31 protein-coding genes and 3 tRNA genes are annotated in these 26,811 nt (G+C 69.9%); 30 read left to right on the forward strand and 4 right to left on the reverse strand.

Annotated features, from left to right (window positions below; translation table 11 throughout):
- Positions 1 to 8 precede the first annotated feature (8 nt).
- The 12 genes from H283_RS27570 (at position 9) to H283_RS0104660 (ending at position 5,553) form a co-directional block, all read left to right on the forward strand.
- On the forward strand, positions 9 to 173 hold the full coding sequence (locus H283_RS27570; RefSeq protein WP_020142347.1) for a hypothetical protein: 165 nt from the start codon (positions 9 to 11) through the stop codon (positions 171 to 173).
- Positions 170 to 394 carry a hypothetical protein gene (locus H283_RS0104610; protein ID WP_020142348.1) on the forward strand — a complete coding sequence of 75 codons (225 nt, stop codon included), beginning with the start codon at positions 170 to 172 and terminating at the stop codon, positions 392 to 394. The genes H283_RS27570 and H283_RS0104610 overlap by 4 nt, the downstream gene beginning before the upstream one ends.
- A complete protein-coding gene (locus H283_RS24025) occupies positions 391 to 672 on the forward strand; it encodes a hypothetical protein (protein ID WP_020142349.1) in 282 nt (93 codons plus the stop codon). The genes H283_RS0104610 and H283_RS24025 overlap by 4 nt, the downstream gene beginning before the upstream one ends.
- Position 673: 1 nt before the next feature.
- Positions 674 to 922: a hypothetical protein gene (locus tag H283_RS0104620; protein WP_020142350.1), complete on the forward strand. Its 249-nt coding sequence runs from the start codon at positions 674 to 676 to the stop codon at positions 920 to 922.
- The gene (locus H283_RS0104625; RefSeq protein WP_020142351.1) at positions 919 to 1,140 is read left to right on the forward strand and encodes a hypothetical protein; all 222 of its coding nucleotides are present in this window, start codon (positions 919 to 921) and stop codon (positions 1,138 to 1,140) included. Before H283_RS0104620 ends, H283_RS0104625 begins: the two co-directional genes overlap by 4 nt.
- A gap of 95 nt (positions 1,141 to 1,235) precedes the next feature.
- Entirely contained in the window at positions 1,236 to 1,667 is a 432-nt protein-coding gene (locus H283_RS28035) for a hypothetical protein (RefSeq protein ID WP_196805903.1), read from the forward strand.
- A 14-nt stretch (positions 1,668 to 1,681) separates the two neighbouring features.
- Positions 1,682 to 2,884, forward strand: a complete 1,203-nt coding sequence (locus tag H283_RS24030) for an RNA ligase (RefSeq protein ID WP_020142353.1) — start codon at positions 1,682 to 1,684, stop codon at positions 2,882 to 2,884.
- Positions 2,885 to 2,894: 10 nt separating this feature from the next.
- A complete protein-coding gene (locus H283_RS0104640; RefSeq protein ID WP_020142354.1) occupies positions 2,895 to 3,803 on the forward strand; it encodes an AAA family ATPase in 909 nt (302 codons plus the stop codon).
- Positions 3,803 to 4,309, forward strand: a complete 507-nt coding sequence (locus H283_RS0104645) for a hypothetical protein (protein WP_020142355.1) — start codon at positions 3,803 to 3,805, stop codon at positions 4,307 to 4,309. Before H283_RS0104640 ends, H283_RS0104645 begins: the two co-directional genes overlap by 1 nt.
- A gap of 40 nt (positions 4,310 to 4,349) precedes the next feature.
- Positions 4,350 to 4,577: a hypothetical protein gene (locus tag H283_RS0104650; RefSeq protein ID WP_156022968.1), complete on the forward strand. Its 228-nt coding sequence runs from the start codon at positions 4,350 to 4,352 to the stop codon at positions 4,575 to 4,577.
- A 44-nt stretch (positions 4,578 to 4,621) separates the two neighbouring features.
- Positions 4,622 to 4,957, forward strand: coding sequence for a hypothetical protein (locus tag H283_RS0104655; RefSeq protein ID WP_020142357.1), 336 nt, complete (start codon positions 4,622 to 4,624; stop codon positions 4,955 to 4,957).
- Between the two features lie 200 nt (positions 4,958 to 5,157).
- Entirely contained in the window at positions 5,158 to 5,553 is a 396-nt protein-coding gene (locus H283_RS0104660; RefSeq protein ID WP_020142358.1) for a histone-like nucleoid-structuring protein Lsr2, read from the forward strand.
- Positions 5,554 to 5,610: 57 nt separating this feature from the next.
- On the opposite strand, the gene H283_RS0104665 is transcribed toward H283_RS0104660, so the two are convergent.
- A complete protein-coding gene (locus tag H283_RS0104665) occupies positions 5,611 to 6,456 on the reverse strand; it encodes a hypothetical protein (RefSeq protein WP_020142359.1) in 846 nt (281 codons plus the stop codon).
- Positions 6,457 to 6,713: 257 nt separating this feature from the next.
- On the opposite strand from H283_RS0104665, the gene H283_RS0104670 reads away from it, so the two are divergent.
- The 8 genes from H283_RS0104670 to H283_RS27575 all read left to right on the forward strand — a co-directional run bounded on the left by H283_RS0104670 (position 6,714) and on the right by H283_RS27575 (position 9,748).
- Positions 6,714 to 6,786, forward strand: a tRNA-Leu gene (locus H283_RS0104670).
- Positions 6,787 to 7,045: 259 nt separating this feature from the next.
- Positions 7,046 to 7,118 (forward strand) — tRNA-Asn (locus tag H283_RS0104675).
- 62 nt (positions 7,119 to 7,180) lie between these two features.
- Positions 7,181 to 7,253: transfer RNA gene (locus H283_RS0104680), tRNA-Lys, on the forward strand.
- A 37-nt stretch (positions 7,254 to 7,290) separates the two neighbouring features.
- Positions 7,291 to 7,518, forward strand: a complete 228-nt coding sequence (locus H283_RS0104685) for a hypothetical protein (protein ID WP_020142360.1) — start codon at positions 7,291 to 7,293, stop codon at positions 7,516 to 7,518.
- Between the two features lie 43 nt (positions 7,519 to 7,561).
- On the forward strand, positions 7,562 to 8,410 hold the full coding sequence (locus tag H283_RS0104690; RefSeq protein ID WP_020142361.1) for a ParB N-terminal domain-containing protein: 849 nt from the start codon (positions 7,562 to 7,564) through the stop codon (positions 8,408 to 8,410).
- Complete coding sequence (locus H283_RS26500; RefSeq protein ID WP_020142362.1) at positions 8,410 to 8,829, forward strand: thermonuclease family protein; 420 nt, start codon at positions 8,410 to 8,412, stop codon at positions 8,827 to 8,829. The genes H283_RS0104690 and H283_RS26500 overlap by 1 nt, the downstream gene beginning before the upstream one ends.
- Complete coding sequence (locus tag H283_RS0104700) at positions 8,826 to 9,593, forward strand: hypothetical protein (RefSeq protein ID WP_020142363.1); 768 nt, start codon at positions 8,826 to 8,828, stop codon at positions 9,591 to 9,593. The genes H283_RS26500 and H283_RS0104700 overlap by 4 nt, the downstream gene beginning before the upstream one ends.
- Positions 9,593 to 9,748: a hypothetical protein gene (locus tag H283_RS27575; RefSeq protein WP_020142364.1), complete on the forward strand. Its 156-nt coding sequence runs from the start codon at positions 9,593 to 9,595 to the stop codon at positions 9,746 to 9,748. Before H283_RS0104700 ends, H283_RS27575 begins: the two co-directional genes overlap by 1 nt.
- Before the next feature lie 307 nt (positions 9,749 to 10,055).
- On the opposite strand, the gene H283_RS0104715 is transcribed toward H283_RS27575, so the two are convergent.
- Positions 10,056 to 10,895 carry an alpha/beta fold hydrolase gene (locus H283_RS0104715; RefSeq protein WP_020142366.1) on the reverse strand — a complete coding sequence of 280 codons (840 nt, stop codon included), beginning with the start codon at positions 10,893 to 10,895 and terminating at the stop codon, positions 10,056 to 10,058.
- A gap of 115 nt (positions 10,896 to 11,010) precedes the next feature.
- Between H283_RS0104715 and H283_RS0104725 the strand changes: the two genes are divergently transcribed.
- Both H283_RS0104725 and H283_RS0104730 read left to right on the forward strand, forming a co-directional pair.
- On the forward strand, positions 11,011 to 12,711 hold the full coding sequence (locus H283_RS0104725) for an alpha/beta-hydrolase family protein (protein ID WP_020142367.1): 1,701 nt from the start codon (positions 11,011 to 11,013) through the stop codon (positions 12,709 to 12,711).
- Positions 12,712 to 12,743: 32 nt separating this feature from the next.
- A complete protein-coding gene (locus tag H283_RS0104730; protein WP_051103546.1) occupies positions 12,744 to 13,394 on the forward strand; it encodes a hypothetical protein in 651 nt (216 codons plus the stop codon).
- On the opposite strand, the gene H283_RS0104735 is transcribed toward H283_RS0104730, so the two are convergent.
- Positions 13,361 to 14,197, reverse strand: a complete 837-nt coding sequence (locus H283_RS0104735) for a DUF3626 domain-containing protein (protein ID WP_020142369.1) — start codon at positions 14,195 to 14,197, stop codon at positions 13,361 to 13,363. The two genes, H283_RS0104730 and H283_RS0104735, sit on opposite strands and share 34 nt — an antisense overlap.
- Before the next feature lie 49 nt (positions 14,198 to 14,246).
- Here H283_RS0104735 and H283_RS0104740 point away from each other — a divergent pair, with 49 nt between their 5' ends.
- The 3 genes from H283_RS0104740 to H283_RS0104750 all read left to right on the forward strand — a co-directional run bounded on the left by H283_RS0104740 (position 14,247) and on the right by H283_RS0104750 (position 17,668).
- The gene (locus tag H283_RS0104740) at positions 14,247 to 14,987 is read left to right on the forward strand and encodes a dienelactone hydrolase family protein (protein ID WP_020142370.1); all 741 of its coding nucleotides are present in this window, start codon (positions 14,247 to 14,249) and stop codon (positions 14,985 to 14,987) included.
- 130 nt (positions 14,988 to 15,117) lie between these two features.
- On the forward strand, positions 15,118 to 16,821 hold the full coding sequence (locus H283_RS0104745; protein ID WP_020142371.1) for an alkaline phosphatase D family protein: 1,704 nt from the start codon (positions 15,118 to 15,120) through the stop codon (positions 16,819 to 16,821).
- A 4-nt stretch (positions 16,822 to 16,825) separates the two neighbouring features.
- Entirely contained in the window at positions 16,826 to 17,668 is an 843-nt protein-coding gene (locus H283_RS0104750) for a hypothetical protein (RefSeq protein WP_020142372.1), read from the forward strand.
- A 32-nt stretch (positions 17,669 to 17,700) separates the two neighbouring features.
- On the opposite strand, the gene H283_RS0104755 is transcribed toward H283_RS0104750, so the two are convergent.
- Positions 17,701 to 18,732 carry a sorbosone dehydrogenase family protein gene (locus tag H283_RS0104755; protein ID WP_020142373.1) on the reverse strand — a complete coding sequence of 344 codons (1,032 nt, stop codon included), beginning with the start codon at positions 18,730 to 18,732 and terminating at the stop codon, positions 17,701 to 17,703.
- Positions 18,733 to 19,247: 515 nt separating this feature from the next.
- Here H283_RS0104755 and dnaK point away from each other — a divergent pair.
- The 5 genes from dnaK to H283_RS24040 all read left to right on the forward strand — a co-directional run bounded on the left by dnaK (position 19,248) and on the right by H283_RS24040 (position 26,689).
- Positions 19,248 to 21,161, forward strand: a complete 1,914-nt coding sequence (dnaK, locus tag H283_RS0104760; RefSeq protein ID WP_020142374.1) for a molecular chaperone DnaK — start codon at positions 19,248 to 19,250, stop codon at positions 21,159 to 21,161.
- Positions 21,158 to 21,853 (forward strand): nucleotide exchange factor GrpE, encoded by a 696-nt coding sequence (locus H283_RS0104765; protein ID WP_020142375.1) that lies wholly within the window; start codon positions 21,158 to 21,160, stop codon positions 21,851 to 21,853. The genes dnaK and H283_RS0104765 overlap by 4 nt, the downstream gene beginning before the upstream one ends.
- 89 nt (positions 21,854 to 21,942) lie before the next feature.
- Positions 21,943 to 22,953, forward strand: coding sequence for a DnaJ C-terminal domain-containing protein (locus H283_RS0104770; RefSeq protein ID WP_020142376.1), 1,011 nt, complete (start codon positions 21,943 to 21,945; stop codon positions 22,951 to 22,953).
- A 17-nt stretch (positions 22,954 to 22,970) separates the two neighbouring features.
- Entirely contained in the window at positions 22,971 to 23,423 is a 453-nt protein-coding gene (locus H283_RS0104775) for a heat shock protein transcriptional repressor HspR (protein WP_028785322.1), read from the forward strand.
- A gap of 116 nt (positions 23,424 to 23,539) precedes the next feature.
- Positions 23,540 to 26,689, forward strand: coding sequence for an ATP-binding protein (locus H283_RS24040; RefSeq protein WP_020142378.1), 3,150 nt, complete (start codon positions 23,540 to 23,542; stop codon positions 26,687 to 26,689).
- Positions 26,690 to 26,811 lie beyond the last annotated feature (122 nt).

Here is a 26,811-nt window from a genome sequence, read left to right on the forward strand (position 1 = left end):
GGAACGCCATGAGTGACAAGCCTCTCGGAGCGAACTGCTCCTCCGGCTGCAAGACGAAGAACCATGCGTCGTACGGCGAGTGCCTGCGGCAGAAGAACACCGGCGCACAGGGGATGTCATCCGCCCCCAGCGTCTTCTCGAAGAACACCCCGACTCCCAAGGAGAGCAAGTGAGCACGACCGTGAAGACCGTCACCGAGATCGAGTACGACGCCGCAGGCCGGGTCGTCAAGGAGACCAAGACGACGACCGAGACCCCGACCTACAACCCCGGGGGAACCGTCTGGGTCGACCCGCCCTACGGACACGGGCTCGGTCTCGGCGGTCATATCCGCCGCGTGACGCCGCCGTACACCGCCACCTTCGTCAACGACAAGACGGCGGGGGACAAGTGAACCGCAAGCGCAGGGTCACCCTCGCCGTCGGAGCCGCCATCCTCGCCTTCTTCACGCTGACCGCTGAGGGCTGTGACAAGGCCGTCGAGCAGTATCAGGACGCGCCCATCGGCCAGCGCATCAACAAGGACGTCACCATCGTCGAGATGCCGGACGGCTACGCCAACATCGCCACGGTCTGCAAGGCAGGCGTCCGCTACTCGTCGGCGACCGTCGGCGGGCAGACCGAGGCCCGGGCCATTCAGGTCACCCTCGACCCGGCCTGCGACGGGAAGTGACATGAGCCGCCAGACCAAGGAGAACGCCACAGCGGCCTTCCGCGCGGTCGTCATGACCCACTACCCCGCCTCCGATGGGCGAGAGGCTTCCGTCGTCATCAACGTCTACGGCCCGTACCAGAACATCGGTGCTGCCCGGGCTGCCGCCAAGCGTGAGGGTCAGGTCTGGGGCTACTCCGTCCAGCGCGGCATCACGAAGACGTCGAAGATCCAGCGCTCCTCGCTCGCGTGGGAGGACATCGAGCCGTGAGCGTCATGTGCCAGCAGGGCCTGAACCAGCGCAACAAGGCCCGCTCGGACTACGGGGTTCTCGCCCGTGCAGCCCGCAAGGCGGCGAGCACGAGGAACCCCAAGCACGAGGCCGAGGCTCTCCGGCTGAAGGCAGAGATCCAAGAGACCAAGCGGCTGCTCGCCGATCACGTGAGCCGCTGCATCACCTGCTCCACCTCATCTGACAACACCATCTGACGTTCGAGGCCCGGCATCCACGTAGGGTGCCGGGTCTTGACGTAAACCGGAACACCTGTCACGATTGACGCAACCGATTCGGAGAAGGGATTCACATGACCACTGTGATGTACGAGACCGACGCTGACCTTCATCGCGAGCAGGTCACCATCGACCGCTTCCTCGCCAAGTTCCCCGGAGCCACGGCCGAGAAGTTGGAGCGCCACTTCCACGCCGACTTCGCGATCCTCAGCGCCAAGGGCAAGACCGTCCTCTACGTCGAGGTGAAGGAGCGCTTCTGCTCCCGCCGCCGCTACAGCACGTACTGGATCGGGGAGTCCCGCCTTCAGCGCCTCGCCCGCACCGCTCTCCGCGACGGCGTGGAGCCCCTCCTGCTCGTGCAGTGGACGGACGGGCTCGGCTACGTCGACCCCCGTGTCGCGCTGGAGAACTCGACCATCTCCATCGGCGGGCGCACCGACCGCAACGACGAGCGCGACGTCGAGCGCATGGCCTCGTTCCCCTTCAGCCTCTTCACCTTCATCTGACCAAGGAGACCCTCTTGCTGCTTCGCTCACTCATCGAGCCCCTGCTGCTCCAGAACGAGATCGACGCGGGCTACATCACCGTCCGCAGTCATCCCGACGACGCGGACCTGAAGATCCTCAACTACACCGACAACGCCCAGTACGACGACCACTGGACGCCCGCCACGCTGCAGTGCCGGGGGCTCATCGTCCACGGCAAGACGTGGGAGACCGCCGTCGTCCGTGCACGCCCGTTCGACAAGTTCTTCAACCTCGGTCAGGCGTGGGCCCCGACCCTCTTCCCGGACACGTGGGTGACCGCGTACGACAAGATGGACGGCTCGCTGGGCATCCTCTACGTCGCGCCCGACGGGCTGCTCTCCGTGGCCACCAGAGGCGCGTTCACGTCCGAGCAGGCCCTTCATGCCACCCGTGTCTACCGGGAGCGCTACGCGGGCAAGTGGCACGAGGAGTCGGCCAATCTGGGGATCCTCACGTACCTCTTCGAGATCATCTACCCGGAGAACCGCGTCGTCCTCAACTACGGCGAGCAGGACGACCTCGTGCTCCTCGGCTGCCGGAAGATCAGCACCGGCCTGACCGACACCCCGAAGTTCGTCAGGGATGTCGACGGCTGGCCCGGGCCCATCACGGAGACGCTTCATCGCGGGTCCATGGCTGAGGTCATGGCGGCTCCGGACCGGAAGAACGCCGAGGGGATGGTCCTCGTCCTGAACGGCTCCGAGGAGCGTGTGAAGGTCAAGCAGGAGGACTACGTCGCCCTGCACCGGATCATCTTCGGCCTCAACGAGCGTGTCATCTGGACGCACATGGCCGTCGCCGCGTGCAAGGACCTCATCACTGAGCCCAACCACTGGGGCTCGTACCTGCGCATGGACCCGGCCGACGCAGCCGCGTCCCTCGCTCTCGGCGACGACTGGCTCGCCGGGCTCGTCGCGGGCGGCAAGGTCCCCGACGAGGTGTTCCCGTGGATCGAGGCGACCACCCGCAGGATCGCGGCCGAGCGCCGCAACCTGTTCCGGCACGGGCTCGGACTGGCGGAGTCAGTACGGGACATGTCGCCCTTCGAGCAGCACGCCGCTCTGCGGCACCACCCACTCGTCAAGGAGGTCCTGCACTACGTCCGCACGGGCGACCCCGACCGCCTCCGTATCCGTTCATGGGCGGAGAGCCAGCCCGAGGGCAACCGACCCTTCACCTACACCGCAGCAGCCTGAAAGGACCACCATGACCGACCTCATCATCACCCGGGGACTCCCCGGCTCGGGCAAGACCACCTTCGCCAAGAGCCTCGTCCAGTCGACGAATCATCCGATGCAGCGGGTCAACCGCGACGACCTGCGCGAGATGCGCTTCGGCAAGACCCACGGCCTGACCAAGGAGCAGGAGGAGCAGATCACCACCCTTGCCAAGGCGCAGGTCTCCGGGGCTCTGAAGGCGGGCATCAGCGTCGTCATCGACGACACCAACCTCAACAAGATGACCGTGAAGCAGTGGCAGCGCATGGCGTTCGACCACGACGCCGACTTCCGCTCGGTCGACTTCGAGATCCCCGTCGAGAAGTGCATCGCGTGGTCCATGCACCGCTGGTACGAGGGCGGGCGCAAGGTGCCGGAGGACGCCATCCGGAAGATGCACAAGCGCTACTTCAAGAACGGGGAGTTCCCGCTCCTGCCCGAGATCGAGACCCCGCCGGTCGAGCCGTACGTCGCGCCGAAGGGGAAGCCGGAGGCCTATGTCGTCGACATCGACGGGACGCTCACGCTGGGCCCGCACAACCGTGGTCCGTTCCAGTGGCACAAGGTCGAGCAGGACCTCCCGAACGCGGCAGTCATCGACGTCGTCAACAACCTGTGGTCGGGCGGCGACGAGATCATTTTCCTGTCCGGCCGCAGTGAGGAGGCCCGTGCGGGCACCAAGCGCTGGCTGGAGAAGCACACGCTGGTGTCGGCCCCCCTCTACATGCGCCCGGCGGGGGACTGGCGACGCGACGACATCGTCAAGCAGGAGTTGTTCGACCTGCACGTCCGCTACGACTACCACGTCCTCGGCGTCTTCGACGACCGTGCGCAGGTCGTCCGGCAGTGGCGTCGCATCGGGCTCCCGGTGTTTCAGGTCGCGGACGGTGACTTCTGATGGGCCCCGTCGACCGAGAGATCGCGGCCATCAAGAAGGTCATCGGCATGTTCCAGCCGGGCCTGCAGTACACCGCCGTGCAGATCCGCCAGATCGCCGGGTACGCCATCGCGGAGTACGAGCGAGAGGCCGAGAAGCAGGAGCGCCAGAAGGCGGCTCAGCAGGTCGTCAAGAACGCGCTGAAGGTCAAGGGCACCAAGGTCCACATCGGTGGCGTCACGCTCCACAACGTCCACCTGCCCTTCACCTGCCACGGCGAGACGTGCTGGATCCACAAGCCCTCCGCGCACCACATGCGGAACTGGGACGTCTCGTGGCGCGCAGACCGCCACATGCTGGAGCGCCACTGCCCCGAGCACGGCGTCGGTCATCCGGACCCGGACCAGCCCCTCTGGGACTGGACCCACGGATGCTGCGGCTGCTGCCTCGGTACCCACTACGCCCCAATCTCGGACATTTCATCCGAAAATGCGGCGTCAACCGTATCGGGTGAGCAGATTGCCTGATACGATTGTCGAAGACGCCTCAGGGAGAGTCGCCACCCACGTGGGTCGGTTTCTCGCCCTTCCGGTGTCACGGACCAACCTCAGCAAGGACCTCGCGGGCTTCTTCACCGAAGTCCTCGACGACGAGGATCACGACCAGATCCACAACCTCGTCAACTCGCTCATCGTGAACGTCCTCGACGCGCACCTCGACAACGCCTACTGGCAGGGTCGTAGGACCGGACACGGCGAGCACCACGGCACCATCCCCGGTGTCAGCACCACGTGATTCACTCCCATCAGACATCATCAACAGACCCTTCAGGAGCCGTCTTGACCGTTCAGCCCGAGGCCACCACGTACTCGCACTACTCGCCGTTCCCGTCCGAGCCGGAGAACCACTTCCGCGCCATCAAGGGAGAGGTCTTCACGGACAACCAGCAGTTCGTCACGCAGATCGACATCGCCTACCAGATCGGCTTCGCCGGACAGGTGACGAGCGTCCGCCTCAACGTGGCCGTGGACACCGACGAGCACGGCGTGCCGCTCTACGACGGCATGGACGAGGTCAACGCCGCCAAGGCCGATCTGGAGTTCATGCATCAGCACTGGATCGAGTTCTACGCGGCGGCGAAGTCGGCCCTCGAAGAGATCCCGTCAGCCGCCTGACCAACAGCACCACCCGCGAAGCGCTCCAGACACAGTGGTTGTCTGGGGCGCTTCGTGCGTTACGGACAGGTAACGGAATCCGCAAGCCAAGTGCAAGATTCGTATGAAAGGGCTTACATATATCGGCGAGAATTGACATGACAAGCGGCTCCTGCCACGCTGTTTCCAACAGGGTCGACACACAAATTGGAAGAGGAGCCATGGCAGACGAAGTCATCAAGCGTTGTGACTTGCTGGTCGGGCGGGGCCGGAACCGGAAGCCACACGGTGAGGTCATCGAGGACGGCCAGAGCACGAAGTTCCGAGTGAACGGCAGAGACTACGAGGCGGACCTGTGCACCGAGCACCGCGCCGCGCTGACCGAGGCGGTGTCCGACTTCATCGCGGTCTCCCGTCGATCTGGCACCAGCCTCCCGAGGAACGCACGAGGCCGCGCAGTGATGCGGGCCAAGGGTGGGGTGATGTTCACGACCAAGGACGTCCGGCGCTGGCTGGAGGACGAGGCCGCAGCAGGCAGAGGTGAAGCGCCCTCCCCCTCGGGGCGTATCCCGAACTCCGACATCGAGCGGTACAAGATGGCCAACGGCCTCGCCTGACCACCCGACGACAGAAGCCCCGATCCGAACCGGATCGGGGCTTCTGCGTTACCTGCATCAGGACGAAGAGACGACCGCCGTCACAGTGTCCACGACGGGGTCGACGACCGGCGTGGTCACCTCGGGAACCGGAACCGCCGGAACCGGAACATCGACCGGAGGGAGGGACACCTCGGGGATAGGGACGACGGGGACCGACGGCAGCGTGACCGGCGGGTTGGTGATGACCTTGGTGACCGACTTCGTGATCTTCTTCGGGAGGCTCGTGACCTTGGCAACCGCCTGCTGCGCTGCCTGCGCGGGGAGGGTCTTGGCGGGCTTGCTGATGTTCTTGACGGCCTTGTACGTGAGACTGGACATCTTCTCGGTGTGGTGGGAGGCCTTGGGCTTCTCGCCGCTCGCTGGCAAGGAGACCAGCACCCACAGGGGAGTGGTGATGGCTTCGATCCCCGCGCTCACCGACGGCTTGCGCTCTTCAGCCTGCCGGAGGGTGGGGGTGCTCGTGATGGCCTCGGCCGTTCTCTTGGCCGCGCTGGCGCTCAGGTGACCGCTCGCCGCCGGGGCAACCGCGCCGCTCCGGTTGCTGGTCATTTGCTGCGCGGCGTACGCGGCCGAGCCGACGAGCATGCTGGCTGCCACAGGGAGGGCCGCGCGGCGAAGGCGCTGGGTGGTTCGACGGGGGGCGGCATGCCTCGGCGCATAGTGCGCGAAGTGGACCTCGTCCTCCTCGTCGACCTCTTCGTGCCCGCACGCGGCGGGGAGGAAGGCGATCTGACCTGTCTCATCTACGACCGTGTCGATGAGTCCGAACTCGGAGGCCCACAGGATGAACGCATCCGTGGTGTTGGCGAGCCGCGTGTTGCGGTCCTCGGTGCTTTCCTCGGGACGGTGGGTGAATGGCATGTGCGCGCGTCTCTCTTGGCTGGTGGGGGGAAAGCGGAGGCCCCCGCCGGGCTGCTTCAGCGGAGATGAGAGGGGTGTGCACGTTGCTTCCAAGACCCCACTGGAGAGTCGTGCGAGTGGAACCATACGTCCGCTTTGTGGTACTCGCAAGTTTTTGCGGGAGCGACCTACGGAATGGGTATGTCCCGGCGTCGGCTGGAGTAGGCAATCAGATCGTGTGATACAGTTGACGAACTGCGGACCGATCAGGCCGTGGCGGGCCTCTAGCCCAACGGCAGAGGCGACGGACTCAAAATCCGTTCAGTCCGGGTTCGAATCCCGGGGGGCCCACTCTCGACACAGCGGACAAGGCTTAGGCCCGTAACCAACCGGGATGGGAAGCGCGTGGCTGACCAGTCGAGAACACGGGGCGCAATAGGCTTCGACGGCAGGTAGGACCGCATGCGGAACCGGCCGGAGACGGGTTCGACTCCCGAGCGCTCCACGCAGAGGTGCAATCCTTCCCGCACCAACCCGACGGCCTCTACAGCCGCGAGCGAGTATCGGGCGATCAAGGGTGGAAGGCGCGGCAGCGCGAGGGCTGCCACCTTGGTGTGTATCTCAGATGGCAGAGAGTCCGGCTGTTAACCGGAAGGTCGCAGGTTCGAGCCCTGCCGCACCAGCGCAGCACGGCACTTCCCGTAGCGGGCCACCACGAGCCGCTGGCACAAGACCGTGCAGCACTGGACCCGTACCTCAGTTGGTAGAGGGGCGGACTCTTAATCCGAAGGTCGCTGGTTCGAGCCCAGCCGGGTCCACCTTGTGTCAAGCACTTCGACGGTGTAGCATTACAGCATGCGAGTCGAGCAGATCATCCACACCGGCACGGTCCAGACGACTGGAGACCTGACCGGCAACGAGCGGTTCCTTCGTGTGGGCCCGCCCTTCTTCACCGTGCGGATCGACCCGGGCGAAGAGGCAGTGGTCGAGAACCCCGAGACGTGGGTCGAGCCCCTGCAGAGCGACGTGGTCGTCGACCGCCTCGTCGAGGCCTATCGTGAGTGGCTAATCAGCCAGCGGTAACCGATACCATGGAACCACTTGTCGCGTCAATTCAGGTGGTTCGATGCTCAACTCCGCGCAGTTCTCTCAGCCCGCGCTCCCCGGCATGGACGATGCTCCCCGGGTCGAGCGCGCGAAGGCTGCCCTGCCCTTCGTCGAGCACGCCCGCAGCAAGTGGTCGGGGGCCATCCCGGGCCAGCAGGTCATGGGTGTCCACGACCTCGGCGGTGACGGTCCCCGCAAGGTGACCTACGAGGTCGACAAGACCGGCATGGTCAACGAGAACGTGCTGATCCACGACGGCGAGCACGTCAAGGCGGGCGCGCGGATGAGTGGCCCGGCCACCACCGGCCCCGAGCAGCACCTCTTCGACTCCAAGCCCGCGCGCTTCATGTACGGCACCCACGGTGGCGCGCTGGCCAACAACGTCATCCAGCGCCTCCAGTCGGCGCACGGCCCGGGCCCCTTCGAGATGGAGGGTCACACCACGCCTGAGAGTTGGCTGAAGCACGAGGACGGCTGGAACACGCGGTCCATCGAGAGCGACGTCAACCGCACCAAGGCGCTGCACGAGCACTGGGCCTCCCAGCCGCTTCGGCAGATCCGCACGGACGCCCCCATCCACTCCGCGCAGTCCTCGGGCGAGACGGAGATGGAGAAGCCCTCCAGTCAGGGCCTGCGAGCCTCGCTGCAGAACGGCGAGGAGATCCGCGAGCCCGCGTGGATCATGAAGAAGGCCGGACGGCTCTACGCCCTCGACGCCCACCACCGCATGCACGCGGCCCGTCAGGAGGGTCTGGGGACCTTCCCGGCCCGTGTCTGGGACTGGGACGCCGAGAACCGCCCGGCCAAGGGGAAGCCGAAGGCTGCGCTCTCCGCCATCGCCGCGATGCCCAAGCCCAAGGGTCTCTGATGGTCGCCGTCGACACCCCCACCTACACCTACGACGCCGAGATCCTTCGCTGGGTCGACGGCGACACTGTCGACCTCCGTGTCATCTTGGAGGACGTCACGCAGGACTACGGCTTCCGCTTCTTCGAGCAGCGCAAGAAGTGGGTCGAGGACCGCTTCCGTCTCGCGCGCGTGGACACCCCTGAGCGCGGCCAGCCCAACCACGCCGAGGCGACGGCGTTCTCCACTGCGGCTGCACCTCCTGCGGCCAAGGTGAAGGTGCAGACCTTCCAGTCGCTGCAGGACAAGTACGGTCGGTACCTCGGGCTCGTGGAGCCGCTGCCGGTCGTCCTGCAGTCCGACGGCACGCCGCTCTCCGTCAACCAGATGCTCGTCGACAAGGGGCTGGCGAAGCCGTACTTCGGGGGGACGAAGGCATGACCGAGCAGTGGAACCTCCAGACGAACCTGAAGCCCAAGCCCAACGCGCAGGGGACCCTCTTCTCCGGCGGCAAGAGCCAGATCCCGGCCGAGAAGCGGTACCCCCGGGGCTACACCCCGGAGCGAATGCGTGCGGTGCAGAGCGCCACCATGGTCGAAGGTGCACAGATCTCGCCGAACGTTGGGCCCTACATGGCCACGCGCCACGACGTGCTCTCCAACCTCGCCAGATCTTCCGCTCCCGTCGAGGACATGCGGAAGTTACACGTGCAGGTCGGAAGCCTCACCGAGTCTCAGGAGATGGCAGAGCAGGGCAAGGCCGGGGACTACCGCTCCGGCGGCGGTGGCTGGGGGAGGGCCCGTGTGGCTCTCAACCAGATCCACGGTGACACCGTGATCCATGAACTGGGCCACCACGTCAGCCACACCCAAGGCACTGAGCACTCGGAGTACGCCCTTCCGAGCCAGCGCGGCCGGGAGGAGGGGTTCGCGGACGCCTACGCCGACAAGCACTTCAACCCCCACCCCTCCGCCAAGAAGTTGATGCTCGACGACGACCGCCGAGGAACGCTGCCCTACCTGCCCAGCGACCGGCAGGCGAGTACGCGGTTCGCCAAGGAGCACTTCGCCTCCGGGTACAACGCGATGCGTCCCATGGAGGGTCGCGTCCCCAACGGGGCGGACGAGTCGATGGCGCGCACAGCGGCGCGGGCAAGGCAGGAGATCCACATGGATCGGAACGTCCCCACCCTCCCGGGGCTCTGATGAGCAGCCTGATGAACGCCGACAGCATGAAGCGCCACATCACGGACATGCGGACCTTCGGCTACCCCTTCAACGAGGAGCACAAGCAGAGGCTCCTCAACGAGGACCAGTTCGGCAAGCAGGAGGGTTCGGAGCCCGCCGACGAGCGGCTCTAATTACCCTGATTTTCCCGACTAACGGCCTTCCACTCGGCCCACACCTCGGGGCTGAGGTGCCGGTAGAAGTCGTCGTAGCGGGCCAGATCCTCGCTCTGGACGTCCTGTGCGTCAGCCATCTCCCCAGCGTCTGAGGGCGTTTGCGCAGGTCAGAGGCCTGCCGACACGACACGCCGACGAAGAGCAGTTTGAACCAGTCTCACACCAGATGTCGATCTTCACGGTCGTGCAACCTACCCGCGCGCGCCCCTGTTCCCCGCATCGGGCGAGGCGTCCGTCACCCCCCGCGTGAGCGGGCGTATGCCGTTCAGCCGGCTCGGGCGATCCGGTGCAGGATCGCCGCGGCGGACTCCGCATCCCGGGTCTCGGGCAGCCAGTGCCCCGCGTCGAGCTCGACGAGCTCGTAGTCGCCCGTCACGTGCTCGTGCGTCAGCTCCGCCGCGGTCCGGCCGAGGAACGGGTCGCGCGAGCCCCAGACGTAGGTCGTCGGCACCTCGACCCGGTGCGCCCCGACGCCGGAGTGCCGGGCCGCCCGGTACCAGTTGATCGGCCCCGTGAGCGCCTCGGCGTGACCGAGCCGGACGGCATACCTGCTCCGGTCGGCGGCCGGCAGGCCCGAGCGGGCCATGAGGCCGTCGAAGCGGGCGGCGAGCGCCCGCTCGGGCAGCCGCGGCACCTGGAAGGCCGCCATGTACCAGGACTTGCGCTTCTGCTCGGTGCCGGACCGCCAGGCCCGCGACATCGCGGCCGGGTGCGGCGTCGACAGGACGGTCAGCGACGCGATGCGCGTCGGGTGGTTGCCCGCCACGAGCCACGCGAGGGCGCCGCCCCAGTCGTGGCCGACGAGGTGGACCCGCTCCCGCCCGGAGGCCTCGATGAGGCCGACGACGTCGCCGACGAGCTCGTCGAGGCGGTAGGCGTCCCGGTCGGGTGGGCAGGCCGTGGGGGAGTAGCCGCGCTGGTCCGGGGCGAGGGTGCGCAGGCCCGCCTCGTGCAGCCGGGCGGCGACCCGGTCCCAGCTCGTGCGGTCGGTCGGGAAGCCGTGGAGCAGCACGACGACGTCGCCGTCCAGCGGTCCCGTGTCGGTCACGTCGAAGCGGAGACCGTCGCGGCTGAAGGTCGTGATCCGGCTCTCGAGGGCTCGCATGTGCCCATCGTGCCCCGGCCGGCCGACGCGTGCCCGGCAGGGCACCCGGGTCAGGGTCGTCACCTAGGGGCCAAACCCGAGGCGGCGCGACACCGCGGCAACCTACTGTGGATCCATGCCCGACGTGTCCGACCAGCGCATCCGGCCCGGAGCGGGCCGCGCCTGGTGGCACGTCTCGCGCACCGGGCTGTTCTTCGGTGCCGCCTACTTCCTCACGTCGATGGCCCCGAGCCTGCTGCCGCGCACGTGGTACTACCAGGGCCTCATCAGCGGCCTGTGCGCCGTCGCCGGCTACGCGCTCGGCGTCTTCGTCGCGTGGGTCGTCCGGCGGGTCGCCCGCCTCATCGACCTGCGCGTCACGGTGAGCGGGGAGGCCCGGCACTGGCTGCTCGTCGCCGCACCGGTCTTCGGAGCGGTCGCGGTCCTCGGGCTCACGGTCGCCAACGTGCGCTCGCAGGCGCGCACGGCTGCGGTGGTCCGCCTGACTCCGCTCGACCCGATCGACTGGGCCCTCGCGCTCGCGCTCGCGGCCGTCGTCGCCGTCCTCTTCCTCGCGATCGCGCGTGGTCTGCGCGGCGCCACCCACCAGCTCGCCGAGGCCGCCGGTCACGTGCTGCCCAAGACGATCGCGACGCTCATCGCCGTCGTCGTCGTGGCCCTCGCGGCGGCGTGGGTGACCGACAGCGTGCTCTTCCACCGCGGCATGCAGGCCTTCGCCGGCGTCGCGGCCCAGGTCAACACCGCCCCGACCGGCCGGGCCGCGCCGACGTCGCCGCTGCGGTCGGGCGGTCCGGGGTCCCTCGAGTCGTGGGACAGCCTCGGCTTCCAGGGCCAGATGTTCGTCACGAGCGCGCCGACGCCCGCCCAGATCACCGCGGCGACCGACCGCGGGGCCATCGAGCCGATCCGCGTCTATGCCGGACGCACGCCGGGCCGCACGGTCGACGACGTCGCCGACGCCGTCGTCGCCGAGCTGCAGCGCACGAAGGCGTTCAACCGCCGGGTGCTCGCGGTCTTCACGACGACGGGCACCGGATGGGTCGACGACTGGTCGGCCCAGTCCGTCGAGTACCTCAGCAACGGCGACAGCGCGATCGCCGCGATGCAGTACTCCTACCTGCCCAGCGCGATGTCGATGATGACCGACCGCGACACCCCTCGCGAGGCGGGCAAGGCGCTCTTCGACAAGGTGTATGCCGTGTGGCGCACGCTGCCGCCCGACGACCGTCCGCAGCTCGTCGTCGGCGGGGAGTCGCTCGGGTCCTACGGCGGCCAGGCGGCCTTCACCGACGCGGACGACATGCTGGCGCGTGCCCAGGGTGGCGTCTGGGTCGGCACCCCGAGCTTCACCGACATCGCGGAGTCGCTGACGGCCCGGCGCAACGAGGGGTCGCCCGAGATCGTCCCGGTCGTCGACGCGGGCCTGCACATCCGCTTCGCCGCGAGCGGCGACCAGCTGACCCACGACTACTACGGTCGCGACTACGGCGCGTGGGACTTCCCGCGCTTCGTCTACGCCCAGCACCCGTCCGACCCCGTCGTCTGGTGGAACCCGGCCCTGCTCGGTGCCGAGCCCGACTGGCTGCGCGAGCCGCGGGGTCACGACGTCAACCCCGACGTCACGTGGATCCCCTTCGTGACGTTCTGGCAGCTGACGACCGACATGGCCGTCGGCCACGACCCGCCCGACGGCTACGGCCACCGCTACGGTCCCGAGCTCGTCCCGGCGTGGGGCTCGGTCCTCGGCGGCTCGCCCACCGACGACTACTCGAAGCTCGTCGCGGGGATCGAGGAGACGGTCTCTCGGGTCGAGTGAGGGCGGCTCCTCGCCTGACCTACGCTCGGACCGTGCCAGCACAGCGTTTCCACGGGCAGATCGCGGGCGTCGGCTCCACGTCCGGCGTCCGGGTCGTCATCGGGTCGTGGCTGCGCACGCCACTCGGCTCGTTCGGCGACGCGATGGTCGAGACGGCCGGTGGGCACCGCGTGCTCGTCGCGCCGACCCCGGAGGTCGCGGCGTTCATCGGGGCGACGTACGCCTTCGACGAGGTGCGCCTCGAGCCGATCACCGTGCGCGCCGGACGCGACCACTGGCAGGTCACGTCGTCCTCCCTCTCGCTCGACCTCACGGTCGGAGGGCGTATGCCGCTCGGCCGGCTCCTGCGGGTCGTGCCCGCGCGCGTCGCGTCGAGTCCCGCGTGGGCGACGGTCGTCGACCCCGTCGCCCGGGTCGTCCTGCGCGGGGTCCGCACCCGCGGCACGGCGCTCGAGGGCCGTCAGGAGTTCTACGGAGCCATCGACCTGCACGCCGTGACGGCGCTCGACGGGCGCTTCGACGGTGCGGCGCTGGGTGCTCTCGCGCCGGTGGACCCACCCTGCCGGTTCGGCTTCTCGTCGACGCCTCGCCGCCCGTCGGTGACGTCGGTCGTGACGACCGTGGTCACCGGCGACGAAACGAGCACCCTTCAGGCAGAGACGGATCCGAACCGCGCGACGTAGTGCCAGACCCGCTTGAGGGACTGCTCGTCGTGCCGCCCGGCTCGTGAGGCGTCCCCGATGACCTGCGGCGTGACGATGCCGTCGACGGCGAGCGACTCACCGAGCGCGACGAACTCCGGCCCGCGGTAGCCCGGGTGGGCGCGAAGGGTCCCGACATCGAGGCGGTAGCCCGGGTGCCACTCGACGGGCACGCCGAGCCGGAGCGCGTCGGCCTCGACGTCGGTGCCTCGGTAGCCGGGGTCGAGCACGAGTGCCTCGACGTCACGGGCGAGCTCGAGCACCCCGTGGGCGTGGGCCTCGACGTAGTCGTCGAGGAGGTCGTGGTCTGCGGCCTCGGCCTGCTCGCCGAGCGCGAAAGCCGTTGCGGTGCCGAAGTGCTCGGGCTCGAAGACGCTGTCGGGGAAGCAGAACGTCGTCCGCTCGAGCGTGTGCGCCGCGAGCCGCAGATGGGCCGACCCGAAGCGTGGCGCGGCGCCGTACGGGCGCCGGTGCAGGTCGAGTGCGCCGTACTTCGGCCGGAGCGCCGGCTCGGCGTCGTCGTACGCGCCGCCGAAGATCCGGCTCTCCCAGCGCCACCGGTCACCGCCGGGGTGCGCCGTCAGCCCGCCGTTGCCCGTGCCCGTCTCGAACTGGGAGCGGTAGACACCGTCGCGGGCCAGGACGGCGAGGATCGGCTCGCCGCGCACGAGCCGGTCCGGGTGGAAGTTGAGGGTGACGCGCAGCGTCGGGTCGAGCGGGCGTCCCGTCGAGAGGCCGCGCACGTGCTCGAGCGCCCTCGTGACGGCGGTGGGCTGGGTGGGCACGACGTCATCCTCACACCCGCGACCCGGCACCAGGGGGTAGGAATGGGGCATGGGCACGATGATCGACCTCCCCGAGCACGACCTCACCGCGTACCGCGCCGACCCGCCCGGGACACCCCGCGGCGCCGTGGTCGTCATCCAGGAGATCTGGGGCCTGGCCGACCACGTCAAGGACGTCACGGACCGCGTCGCCGCGCAGGGCTACGTCGCCGTCGCGCCCGACCTGCTCGGGCACGTCGGCCTGACGCCCGAGGTGGGGGCGCGGATCTTCGAGCTGATGTTCAGCGCGTCGGAGGAGGACCGGCTCGCGGCTCAGCCGCAGATGCGCGCGGCCACCACGCCGGCGCGACAGCCGGAGTTCGCCGCGTGGGCCGTGCCGGCCCTGCGCGCGGTCGTCGACGCGCTCGTCGACGAGCCGGGCGTCGACGGCCGGGTGGGCGTCGTCGGCTTCTGCTTCGGCGGGACGTACGCCTTCGCCCTCGCGGCTGCCGACCCGCGGCTGCGCGCGGCCGTGCCCTTCTACGGCCACTTCCCCGAGAACGCCGACCCCGCGACGATCGGGTGCCCCGTCCTCGCCTTCTACGGCGAGGACGACCACGGCATCACCGACGGGGTGCCCGAGCTCGAGTCACGGATGGAGCAGGCGGGCGTCGACTTCACGGCGCGCGTCTACCACGGCGTCGGGCACGCCTTCTTCAACGACACCTCGCCGTCGAAGTACAACGCCGAGGTCGCCGCCGACGCGTGGGGCCGGACGCTCGCCTTCTTCGACGAGCACCTGCCGTCGTGACCGGCTGCCGGGTCGTCGCGCCCCTCCGCGCCGGGATCTCACAGCCGGTTCGGTCCCCGGCTGCCCTTCGTGGGAGCAATGCTGGGGCATGACCGAATCCGACTCCGCACCTGACTCCACGCCGGACGCCATGCCTGACGCCACGCCCGACGCCGGGCCGAGCTCCGGGCCGCTCGTCCTCGGCCCGATGCTGCGCTACATCGGCGAGACCGATGCGACGGTGTGGGTCGAGACGTCCGCTCGGGGAGTCGTCGCGGTGCACGCCGACGGTCGCGACTGGACGGCTCCGACCTTCGCCGTCAAGGGCCACCACTACGCGCTCGTCGTCGTCGACGGCCTCGAGCCGGGCGGCTCGTGGGACTACACCGTCACCGTCGACGACGCACCGGTCTGGCCGCAGCCTGACAGCGCCTTCCCCCCGCCACGCATCCGCACCATCGACCGCGGTCGACCCACGCGGCTGCTCTTCGGGTCCTGCCGCACCACCGTGCCGCACGACCGCGAGGGTCACCGCACCAACGGCGTCGACGCGCTGCGCACGCTCGCGCTCGCCCTGGCCCGGGGCGAGGAGATGTGGCCCGACCTCGTGGCCTTCCTCGGTGACCAGGTCTACGCCGACGAGACGTCCGAGGCGATGCGCGAGTTCATCGCCGCCCGCCGCGACATCACCGAGCCGCCGGGGGAGGAGATCAAGGACTACGAGGAGTACTCCCACCTCTACGGGCTCGCCTGGGGCGACGCGGCGAACCGCTGGCTCCTCTCGACGGTGCCGAGCTGCATGATCTTCGACGACCACGACATCCGCGACGACTGGAACACGTCGTGGACCTGGCACGAGGAGATCAACCGCACCCCCTGGTGGCACGAGCGGCTCATGGGCGGCCTCTCCTCGTACTGGGTCTACCAGCACATCGGCAACCTCTCGCCGGCGCAGCTCGCCGACGACGAGATCTACGCGCAGGTCCTCGCCGGCGCCGACCGTGACGGGGAGGAGCTCGACCTGACCGAGGCGGTCTTCGACCTCGCCCGCCGTTCCGACCGCCACCCCGAGGTCTACCGCTGGAGCTTCCGGCGCGACCTCGGCGACGTCCGCCTCGTCGTCGTCGACTCGCGCGCCGCCCGGGTCCTCGAGCCGACGCACCGCTCGATGCTCGACCCCGACGAGATGAGCTGGCTCGACGAGCAGCTGACCGGCGACGTCGAGCACCTGCTCATCGGGACGTCCCTGCCGTTCATGCTGCCTCCCGGGCTGCACGACCTCGAGGCGATCGACGAGGTGCTCGCCATGGGCACGCACGGACGGATCATCGCCGACCGGGCCGAGAAGGTCCGGCAGTCCATCGACCTCGAGCACTGGGCAGCCTTCAACGACGGTTTCGTCGAGGTCTTCGACATGGTCATGCAGGTGGCGAGGGGTGAGCGCGGTGCGGCTCCGGCCAGCGTCGTCTTCCTCTCCGGCGACGTCCACAACTCCTACGTCGCGGAAGTCGTCGACGCGAGGACCCGCCACGGTGCGACGTCCCGTGTCATCCAGGCCGTCTGCTCACCGATCCGCAACCCGATGCCGCGGATGGTGCGCGTCATGATGTCCGCCTTCGCCCGCGGACTCGTGCGCCCCATGCGGTTCGTCGCCGAGCGCTCGAAGCACGTGCCCGACCCGGCCTACCCGTGGGCCGTCACCGACGGTCCGTGGTTCGACAACTGTCTCGCCGAGCTCACCGTCCAGGGCCGGGACCTCTCGATCGTCTGGCGCGGCGGCGAGATCCGCGACGGCGACGACGCCCACCCCGTGCTCACCACGGTGTCGAGCGTGCGCATCCCTGCAGCAGGCTGACGGGATGGCCGTGGACGAGGTCGAACGGCGGATCGCGCTGGCGGGCAAGGCGGTCCGGGCGTATGCCGCGAACCCCAAGGTCGCTGCTGCGCTCATCGGCGGGTCCGTGGCGCGCGGGCTCGCCGACGCGTCGTCCGACATCGAGCTCGACGTCTACTGGTCCTCCCCGCCGACCGTCGCCGACCGCCAGGCGGCGATCGAGGGCGTCGGGCTCACCCGCGTGTATGCGGAGGAGGACGACCACGAGTGGGCCGACGGCCTGCTCGTCGGCGGCGTCAAGACCGACGTCAGCGGCTTCGTCACGTCGACCATCGACACCTATCTCGACCGCGTCCTCGCAGGCGACACCGACGCGGAGCTCCAGGTGCGCGTCACGGCCGTGCGCGACGGCATACCCCTGCACGGCCACCGGGTCATCGAGGCGTGGCGGACCCGGTGCGACCGCTACCCGGAGCCGCTGGCCGTCGCCCAGGTGCTCGAGGCCCTCGACCTGAGGCCCCGCGAGCGGCTCGAGATGCTCGCGGCCCGGGACGACGTCGTGCTGCTCCACCGCGACCTGCTCGACGGCGTGCAGGGGGTGCTCGACGCGCTCTTCGCGGTCAACCGGGTGTGGATGCCCCATCCCTTCCACAAGTGGCTGGACCGTGAGGCGACGCTGCTCGCCCACCGCCCCGACCGTCTCGTCGAGCGCATCCGGTCGCTCCTCGTCGCGTCCCCGCACGACGCGGTCGCGACGCTGGTCGCCCTCGTCGAGGAGACGTACGACCTCGCGCACGGGCGGGTGCCCGAGGCCGACGTCGGCCCGTTGCGGGCGGCGTTCGAGCAGCGACGCGTCATCGGGACCTAGCGTCGGCGGCCGGGCGGTGGCCCGGCCGCGCCTCAGGTCACCCGGACGAGCAGGATGCGGTCGTCCCCCACCCCCGGGCTCTGCCGCCCGTCGCGGTTGCTCGTCGTCACGAGGAGGGTGTCCGGTCCGACGGTGAGCACGCTGCGCAGCCGCCCGTAGCGACCGACGAGGAAGTCCTGCGGCGTCGCCGCGGTCCCGGCGCCGTCGAGCGGGATCCGCCACAGCCGCTGCCCGCGAAGCGCCGCCATCCAGACCGACCCCCGGGCGATCGCGATCCCGCTCGGTGAGTCCTCCGGCGGGCCCCATTCGGCAACGGGACCCGTGACACCCGCCCGACTCGTGCGCCCCTCCGTCTGCGGCCAGCCGTAGTTGCGGCCGGGGCGGATGAGGTTGAGCTCGTCCTCGCTGTGGTCACCGAACTCGGAGGCCCACAGGCGCCCGGCTGCGTCCCACGCGATGCCCTGGACGTTGCGGTGGCCGTAGGACCACACGAGCGTCCCGAACGGGTTGCCGGGGGCCGGACGTCCGGCGGTCGTCATCCGCAGGATCTTGCCTCCGAGCGAACCGGTGTCCTGGGCCAGGGCCGGCTGCTGCGCCTCGCCCGTCGTGGCATAGAGGTAGCCGTCCGGTCCGAAGGCGAGACGACCACCGTCGTGGTGCACGTTGTGGGGGATGCCCGTGACGAGCACCCGCGGCGTGCCGAGCTGCCTGCCGGCAGGTGCGGAGGAGTCCCACGGGATCGCCGCGATGCGGTTGTCGTCCGCGGTGGAGTAGTACGTGTAGACGAGGTGGTCGCGGGTGAAGGCGGGCGAGACGGCGATGCCGAGCAGGCCGGCCTCACCCTGCTGTGCGACGTTCGAGACGACGCCCGGGACCGTGCCGACCCGGTCCAGCCGGGCGGCTGCGACGTCGAGGCGGTAGATCCGGAAGCTGTCACGCGCCGAGACGAGGACGGTCCCGTCGGGCAGCCGGGCCAGACCCCACGGCACGTCGATCCCGGTGGCCAGGGTGCGCACCACCGTCGCCGTGCCGGTCGGCCGGCCCGGGGCCGACGCGGGTGGCACGGTCGTCGGGGTGGCCGGCCCGGTCGAGGTCGCCGAGGGCGTACGCGTCGTCCCCGTCGTCGAGGAGGTGGTCGTCGCGCTCGTCGTCGCGCTCGTCGTCGCGACCGTCGAGGCTGCCGATGACGACGTCGATGACGTGTCCGCCGTGGTGGCACCGGCGGGGCCCGGGTGCCGGTGGAGCAGGCGGCCGCGGAGAGCGCGGTCAGACCGAGGGCGACGGTCGCAGCGAGCGTCCTCCGCCTCGTGCGCCTCGAGGGCGTCGTGTGCATCGGCATGGGCACCTCCGGTGCCGACGCTAGCCAGCGCGCCTGTGGGAGGACACAGGTGCGCTCGACGGTGAGCGCGTCATCGGGGCGGGGAACAATCGGGCCAGCCCCAGAGTTGAGTCGAGTGAACGCAAGATTTGCGAGTCCGGTTTTGACAATCACGTCGGAGCGGGAGCAGATTGAGCGAGGACCTGTTTCACCCGGACCACCAGCACCACGGTCTCCACCTAGATCATCAAGGAGTCACCCATGGCACGTGCCGTCGGAATCGACCTCGGTACCACCAACTCGGCCGTCTCCGTCCTCGAGGGCGGCGAGCCGAGCATCATCGCGAACGCCGAGGGCGGGCGGACCACTCCCTCCGTCGTCGCGTTCTCCAAGAACGGCGAGGTTCTCGTCGGCGAGGTCGCCAAGCGTCAGGCCGTCACGAACGTCGACCGCACGATCCGCTCGGTCAAGCGCCACATGGGCACCGACTGGAAGTCGCCCGAGATCGACGGCAAGACGTACACCGCCCAGGAGATCAGCGCGCGCATCCTCCAGAAGCTCAAGCGCGACGCGGAGTCCTACCTCGGTGAGACCGTCACCGACGCCGTCATCACGGTGCCCGCCTACTTCGACGACGCGGAGCGCCAGGCCACGAAGGAGGCCGGCGAGATCGCGGGCCTCAACGTCCTGCGCATCGTCAACGAGCCCACCGCGGCCGCGCTGGCCTACGGTCTCGACAAGGGCAAGGAGGACGAGCTCATCCTCGTCTTCGACCTCGGCGGCGGCACGTTCGACGTGTCCCTCCTCGAGGTCGGCAAGGACGCCGAGGACGGCTTCGCCACGATCCAGGTGCGCGCCACCAACGGCGACAACCACCTCGGTGGTGACGACTGGGACGACGTCGTCGTCCAGCACCTCATCACCCAGGTGAAGAACAAGACGGGCCAGGACCTGTCCAAGGACAAGATCGCGATGCAGCGCCTCCGTGACGAGGCCGAGCGCGCCAAGAAGGAGCTCTCGACCGCGACGAGCACCAACATCTCGGCGCAGTACATCTCGATGACGCCCGAGGGTCCGATCCACCTCGACGAGAACCTCACCCGCGCGCAGTTCGAGCAGATGACCAAGTCGCTCCTCGACCGCACCAAGGCTCCGTTCCACAAGGTCATCGAGGACGCCGGCATCAAGGTCGCCGACATCGACCACGTCGTGCTCGTCGGCGGCTCCACCCGCATGCCGGCCGTCACCGCGCTCGTCACCGAGCTGACCGGCGGCAAGGCCCCCAACAAGGGCGTCAACCCCGACGAGGTCGTCGCCATGGGCGCGAGCCTGCAGGCCGGCGTCCTCAAGGGTGAGCGCAAGGACGTCCTGCTCATCGACGTCACGCCGCTCTCGCTCGGCATCGAGACCAAGGGTGGCCTGTTCACCAAGCTCATCGAGCGCAACACCGCGATCCCGACGAAGCGCTCCGAGATCTTCAGCACCGCCGACGACAACCAGCCGTCGGTCCTCATCCAGGTCTTCCAGGGTGAGCGCGAGATCGCGCAGCACAACAAGTCGCTCGGCACCTTCGAGCTGACCGGCATCGCGCCGGCGCCGCGTGGTGTGCCGAAGATCGAGGTCACCTTCGACATCGACGCCAACGGCATCGTCAACGTCTCCGCCAAGGACCAGGGCACCGGCAAGGAGCAGAAGATGACGATCACCGGCGGCTCGGCCCTGTCGAAGGAGGAGATCGACAAGATGGTCAAGGACGCCGAGGCGCACGCCGACGAGGACAGGAAGCGTCGCGAGGAGGCCGAGGTCAGGAACCAGGCCGAGCAGCTCGTCTTCTCGACCGAGTCCTTCCTCAAGGAGTCGGGCGACAAGGTCCCGGCCGACGTCAAGACGCCGGTCGAGGAGTCCCTCGCCGACCTCAAGGCCGCCATCGCCGAGGGGTCCGAGGCCAGCGCCGACGACATCAAGGCCAAGGTCGAGGACCTCAACACCAAGTCGCAGGCCATGGGCCAGGCGGTGTACGCCACCGAGCAGGCCTCCGCGAACGCCGCGGGCGCAGCCGGGGCCCAGGACGGCGCCCCCGCCGACGGCACGACGCCCGACGGGTCCGGCGCGTCCGACGACGACGTGGTCGACGCCGAGGTCGTCGACGACGAAGAGGCCAAGGACGCCAAGTGACCGAGTCCCCGAAGCACGGCACGCCAGGCGAGCAGCCTGACGTGACCGCGACGGGCGCGACGGGTGCCGGCGGCGACGCCGCCGGCACCCCGCCGCGGGCAGACTCCGCCCACGGCGAGCGCCACCACACGTACTACGAGGGCGGTCCCGGCGCGTCGTCCGAGCCCGGTGGTGAGGACGAGTTCGACCACACCTCAACCGATTCCAACGAGACCGGCGGCGCCGAGCAGTCCTCGGAGACCGAGGGCGTGGCCCTCGCCGAGGAGGACACCATGGCGGCGACGCTGCTCGCCGACCTGCAGCGGCTGCAGGCCGAGTACGTCAACTACAAGAAGCGCGTCGACCGCGACCGTGAGGTCATCCGTCACACCGCGGTCGGCAGCGTCGTCGAGTCCCTGCTCCCGGTCCTCGACGACATCCACATGGCCCGCCAGGCCGGCGACCTCGCCGGAGGCCCCTTCGCCGCGATCGCCGACAAGCTCGAGGCGACCCTCGGTCGCTTCGGCGTCGAGCGGGTCGGCGAGGCCGGTCAGGAGTTCGACCCCAACGTGCACGAGGCCCTCATGCACGTCGAGGCCGAGCTGCCCGAGGGTGCGACGGGCACGACCGTCGTCCAGGTGCTCCAGCCCGGCTACCGCATCGGCGACCGGCTCGTCCGCGCCGCCCGGGTCTCGGTTGCCGACCCTGCCTGAGACGTCCGCCGCCGGGCTGCACACGCAGCCCGGCGGCATACCCGATGATGGGAGCAGCGTGAGAGTCACCGTGAACGAGGAGGTGCGCCATGGCTAGTCAGGACTGGTTCGAGAAGGACTTCTACGCGATCCTCGGCGTGCCCCAGGACGCCGACGCCGCGACGATCAAGAAGACGTACCGCAAGGTCGCGCGCACGATGCACCCCGACCACAACGTCGGCGACGCGAAGGCGGAGGAGCGCTTCAAGGAGATCGGCGAGGCGTATGCCGTCCTCTCCGACCCCGAGAAGCGGCGCGAGTACGACGCGATCCGCGCGATGTCGCACGGCGGTGCCCGCTTCACCGCGGGCGGCGCGGGCGGCCAGGGCGCCGGTTTCGAGGACATCTTCTCCGCCTTCGGCGGCGCGGGCGGTCCCGGTGGGCAGCGCGTGCGCTTCGACACCGGTGGCGCCGGCGGGCAGCCGAACCTCGAGGACATCCTCGGGCAGATGTTCGGCGGTGCAGCGCCCGGAGCCGGCTACGGCGGCTACGGCGCGACGGCCGGTCCACGCCCCGGAGCCGACGTCCAGGCCAACACGCGCATCGGCTTCCGCGACGCCGTCGAGGGCTCCACGGTCTCGCTCAGCTCCCCTGACCTCGGTCGCATCAATGCCCGCATCCCCGCGGGCGTCAAGGACGGCCAGCGGATCCGCCTGCGCGGCAAGGGTCGTCAGGGCGACCCCGGCGCGCCCGCCGGTGACCTCATCCTCACGGTGGGGGTCGACAAGCACCCAGTCTACGGACGTGACGGCGACAACCTCACACTGGACCTGCCCGTCACCTTCGCGGAGGCCGCGCTCGGCGCGACCGTCGCGGTCCCGACGCTCGACGGCGGGTCGGTCAAGGTCAAGGTGGCGCCGGGCACCCCGAGCGGCCGGGTCCTCCGGCTCAAGGGACGCGGCGTCAAGCGGGGCGACCACGTGGGCGACCTGCTGGCCCGCGTGCAGGTCGTCGTGCCGCAACGGCTGACCGACGAGGCCCGCGAGGCCATCGAGCGGATGGCTGCGGCCGAGAACGGCCACGACCCCCGGGCCGACCTCTTCCAGCGCGCCCGAGCCTGACGAACGAGGTGACGACGATGGCCCGCAAGAGCGCCCGCCCCGGTGGGCACGACGACGACGCACCCGTCTTCGTCATCTCCGTCGCGGCCGAGCTGGCCGGCATGCACGCGCAGACGCTGCGGCAGTACGACCGGCTCGGCCTCGTGTCGCCGTCGCGCACGCGCGGGGGCGGACGGCGCTACAGCACGCGCGACGTCGAGCTGCTCCGCGAGGTGCAGCGTCTGTCGCAGGAGGGTGTCTCGCTGGCCGGCATCCAGCGCATCCTCGACCTCGAGAACCACGTGACCGCCCTCCGGTCACGGGTCGAGGAGCTCGCCGCCGAGCTGGCGGCGGCCCAGGCTGCGCTGTCGGCCGGCGCCCGGGTCTTCGCGGTCGGTCCACGGGGCGAGGTCGTGGCGGTCCGACCGGGACAGCGCCCGCCTCGCGCCCCGTCCTCGCAGGCACTCGTCGTGTGGCGGCCCGAGCGTTAGGTCTCCGCCTCCCGTGGAGGGGCTCGTGTGTCAGACTGTGCACGCCTCAAGCAGACGGGGCGCGCCGTTGTGGAATGCCGCCGGAGGCAGCTTCTTGACCCCAGCCCGGAGGTCGTGTGACCCCGCACCACCCTGAGGGCGGCCTGCCCGGCGCCCCCACGACGAACGCCTCGACCGTCGGCGTCCCCTCGTCCGCGACGAGCATGCGTGACCTGTTCATGCGCACGGACTGGTCGGCGACCTCGCTGGGCCCGGTCGAGTCCTGGCCCGCCAACCTGCAGATCCTCGTCGACGTCTGCCTGTCGTCGCGCTTCCCCATGCTCGTCTGCTGGGGACCCGACCTGCTCATGCTCTACAACGACGGCTACCGCACCCTCCTCGGCGAGAGCAAGCACCCTGACGCGTGGGCGCGGCCGGTGCGGGACGTCTGGCCCGAGGTCTGGGACGTCATCGGCCCGATGTTCGAGGGGGTCACCAGTGGCGGCCCGGCGACGTGGGTCGAGGACGAGCTCCTCGTCGTCGACCGCGCCGGCTACCTCGAGGAGGCCTACTTCACGTGGTCCTACGGCGCCGTCCACGACGACTCGGGTGCCGTCGTCGGCGTGCTCAACGTCGCCACCGAGACCACGGCGAAGGTGGTGGCCGAACGCCGGGCCGACGTCGCGTCGCGGCTCTTCGCCTCGCTGGCCGGCGCCGAGGACGCCGAGGACGTACGCCGTCGTGCCCTCGACGTGCTCGGCTCGGACGGTTTCGACCACCTCGCGAGCGACCTGCGCTGGTGCGCGCCGGGGGACCCGACTCCTGACGCCGTGGACGGCGAGGGCCGCACGGTGCACGTCGTGCCCGTCGTCGAGCCCGGCCTGCTCGAGCCCACCGCGCACCTGCTGCTCACCGAGAACCCGCGCCGCCCGTGGGACGCCCAGCTCCAGGTCTATGCCGAGCTGTGCGCCGCGCACGTGGCGATGGCGCTGAGCGGCATCCGCCGCCTCCAGGAGGAGCGGCACCGGTCCGAGGCCCTGGCCGAGCTCGACGTCGCCAAGTCCGACTTCTTCGCCAACGTCAGCCACGAGCTGCGCACGCCGCTGACCCTCATCGCCGGACCGGTGCAGGACGCCCTCGCCGCCGACGGTCTCGATCCCGAGCAGCGCCAGCGCTTCGAGCTGATCCGCCGCAACACCGACCGTCTCGCCGGCCTCGTCGACCGCATCCTCGACCTCACGCGGGTCGAGGCCGGAGCCGTCGAGCCGCACTGGGTCCAGGCCGACGTCGAGGAGCTCGTCACGGGCCTCGGCGCGAACTTCCGCCCGGCCATCGAGCGCACGGGTCTCGAGTTCGAGGTGGTGTGCGACGACCTCGACCACGAGGCCTACGTCGACGTCGACATGTTCGAGCGCATCGTGCTCAACCTGCTGTCGAACGCCCTGAAGTTCACGGCGCGCGGACGCATCTCGCTCCACCTGGGCGGCACCGACACCGGGTTCGCCGTCTCGGTCACCGACACCGGCATCGGCATCGCCGAGAAGGACCTCGACCTCGTCTTCGACCGCTTCCGGCAGCTCGACCGCGGCGACGACCGACGCTCGCGCGAGGGCGCCGGCATCGGCCTGTCGCTCGTGCGCCAGCTCGTCGACCTGCTGGGCGGCCGCGTCGCCGTGCAGTCACGTCAGGGCCGGGGGAGCACCTTCACGGTGTCCTTCCCGTGGGGCCGACCCGCGGCACGCGCCGCGCTGCGCCCCTCGATCACGCCGCGGTCGGCCGAGTCCTTCATCCACGAGGCGAGCAGCTGGGTCGTGCGCGACGCGGTCGCGGCCGAGATGCAGGCGTCGTCCGCGGACACCGAGCACGTCCCCGGCCCGATGTCGCCGGCCACTCGGCCGGACGGCGTGCGTCCGACCCTGCTCGTCGTCGAGGACAACCACGACATGCGCGACTACATCGCGCGCCACTGCGTCGTGGACTACGACGTCGTGTCGGTGCGCGACGGGGTCGAGGCCCTCGAGCACCTGCGCGCCCGACGTCCGTCGATCGTCCTCGCCGACGTCATGATGCCGCGCATGGACGGCCTGACCCTCGTGCGCGAGATCCGCGCCGACCCGAGCCTGCGCGACCTGCCCGTCGTCCTGCTCTCCGCGCGGGCCGGTGTCGAGGCCAGCACCACCGGGCTGCTCGAGGGTGCCGACGACTACGTCATCAAGCCGTTCCAGCCCCAGGAGCTCCGCGCGCGCCTGGCCGCCAACCTCGTGCGGGCGCGCTCGCGGTCGCGCGACGCCGCGTGGCTTCGGGCCATCCTCGGCGCCATCCAGGAGCCGTTCGTCGTCGTCGACGCGGAGGGCCTCGTCGTCCAGGTCAACGACGTCTTCACCCGGACCTTCGGCTGGTCGCTCGCCGACGGCCCGCTCGTGCCGCCGTACCCGTGGTGGATCCCGGAGTCGGAGTCGTCCGACGAGCGTCGGCAGCACGAGCGACGCATGGAGCTGCTCCAGTCCGGCCGACCCGTCGAGGACGACCGCTACCGCATCCTTCGGCGCGGGGGCGGTGAGGCCTGGGTCCACGTCCGGTCGGCGAGCGTGTCGGGCACCGCGGAGCACGACGGCTTCGTCATCGTCGTCGTCCGGGACGAGACGCGCGAGCGTGAGTCCCGTCTGCGGCGCGAGCTCGCCGCGCGGATCGCCGTCGACCTCGCCACCGCGGAGGAGCTCGACCAGGTGCTCGCCACGGCCGTCACGGGATTCACCGTGCTCTTCGACGGTGCGGTGACCCTGCGCGTCTCCCCGACGAAGGGGGAGCCGGTCGTGCTGTCCCCCCGTGGACGCGTGGCCGTCGGCGACCTCGAACCGGGAATCCGACAGGGGCTCGACTCCTCGCCGCACCGTCACGACGTCCTCGTCGGCGACAAGCGAGAGGGCCTGCTGCTCCTGCCGACGGCGCACGAGTCGGACTGCCGCGCCTGGGTGCAGTTCGACGAGCCGCGTCTCGTCTCGAGCGACGAGCTCATCGTCGGCGACCTGCTCGCCCAGTCGCTCGGCCAGGCCGTCGACCGTGTCGTGGCGCGGCAGGCGCGCGCGCAGAAGGAGCACCAGCTCGAGCAGGCCATCGAGAGCCACCGGCTCATCGGCCACGCCGTCGGAGTCCTCATCGAGCGCCACCGGATCACGGCGACGCAGAGCTTCGAGATGCTGCGCCAGGCCTCGCTCAACCGCAACGTCAAGCTGCGCGAGATCGCGGCACGTGTCGTCGAGAGCGGGCAGGACCCCGACCAGGCCTGACCGCCGCCGTCGAGTCGCGACCTCCGGGGCCCCGCTCCGGAGGTCGCGTGCGTGCGGCTCTGTGCCGCGGGGGAATTGGTCGCTCCGCCTTTGCCTCGTGTCGTGCTTTGGCCGGAGGTGTC

Origin of the sequence: Terracoccus sp. 273MFTsu3.1 (assembly GCF_000383675.1) — a bacterium.
In the GTDB taxonomy this organism is placed as follows: Bacteria; Actinomycetota; Actinomycetes; order Actinomycetales; family Dermatophilaceae; genus Terrabacter.

Bases quoted from the DNA above. Each gene is read 5' to 3' on its own strand.
- H283_RS27570 (WP_020142347.1), top strand. From the start codon at position 9: ATGAGTGACAAGCCTCTCGGAGCGAACTGCTCCTCCGGCTGCAAGACG.
- H283_RS0104620 (WP_020142350.1), top strand. From the start codon at position 674: ATGAGCCGCCAGACCAAGGAGAACGCCACAGCGGCCTTCCGCGCGGTC.
- H283_RS28035 (WP_196805903.1), top strand. From the start codon at position 1,236: ATGACCACTGTGATGTACGAGACCGACGCTGACCTTCATCGCGAGCAG.
- H283_RS0104640 (WP_020142354.1), top strand. From the start codon at position 2,895: ATGACCGACCTCATCATCACCCGGGGACTCCCCGGCTCGGGCAAGACC.
- H283_RS0104645 (WP_020142355.1), top strand. From the start codon at position 3,803: ATGGGCCCCGTCGACCGAGAGATCGCGGCCATCAAGAAGGTCATCGGC.
- H283_RS0104660 (WP_020142358.1), top strand. From the start codon at position 5,158: ATGGCAGACGAAGTCATCAAGCGTTGTGACTTGCTGGTCGGGCGGGGC.
- H283_RS0104665 (WP_020142359.1), bottom strand. From the start codon at position 6,456: ATGCCATTCACCCACCGTCCCGAGGAAAGCACCGAGGACCGCAACACG.
- H283_RS0104685 (WP_020142360.1), top strand. From the start codon at position 7,291: ATGCGAGTCGAGCAGATCATCCACACCGGCACGGTCCAGACGACTGGA.
- H283_RS0104690 (WP_020142361.1), top strand. From the start codon at position 7,562: ATGCTCAACTCCGCGCAGTTCTCTCAGCCCGCGCTCCCCGGCATGGAC.
- H283_RS26500 (WP_020142362.1), top strand. From the start codon at position 8,410: ATGGTCGCCGTCGACACCCCCACCTACACCTACGACGCCGAGATCCTT.
- H283_RS0104700 (WP_020142363.1), top strand. From the start codon at position 8,826: ATGACCGAGCAGTGGAACCTCCAGACGAACCTGAAGCCCAAGCCCAAC.
- H283_RS27575 (WP_020142364.1), top strand. From the start codon at position 9,593: ATGAGCAGCCTGATGAACGCCGACAGCATGAAGCGCCACATCACGGAC.
- H283_RS0104715 (WP_020142366.1), bottom strand. From the start codon at position 10,895: ATGCGAGCCCTCGAGAGCCGGATCACGACCTTCAGCCGCGACGGTCTC.
- H283_RS0104725 (WP_020142367.1), top strand. From the start codon at position 11,011: ATGCCCGACGTGTCCGACCAGCGCATCCGGCCCGGAGCGGGCCGCGCC.
- H283_RS0104740 (WP_020142370.1), top strand. From the start codon at position 14,247: ATGGGCACGATGATCGACCTCCCCGAGCACGACCTCACCGCGTACCGC.
- H283_RS0104745 (WP_020142371.1), top strand. From the start codon at position 15,118: ATGCCTGACGCCACGCCCGACGCCGGGCCGAGCTCCGGGCCGCTCGTC.
- H283_RS0104750 (WP_020142372.1), top strand. From the start codon at position 16,826: ATGGCCGTGGACGAGGTCGAACGGCGGATCGCGCTGGCGGGCAAGGCG.
- dnaK (WP_020142374.1), top strand. From the start codon at position 19,248: ATGGCACGTGCCGTCGGAATCGACCTCGGTACCACCAACTCGGCCGTC.
- H283_RS0104770 (WP_020142376.1), top strand. From the start codon at position 21,943: ATGGCTAGTCAGGACTGGTTCGAGAAGGACTTCTACGCGATCCTCGGC.
- H283_RS0104775 (WP_028785322.1), top strand. From the start codon at position 22,971: ATGGCCCGCAAGAGCGCCCGCCCCGGTGGGCACGACGACGACGCACCC.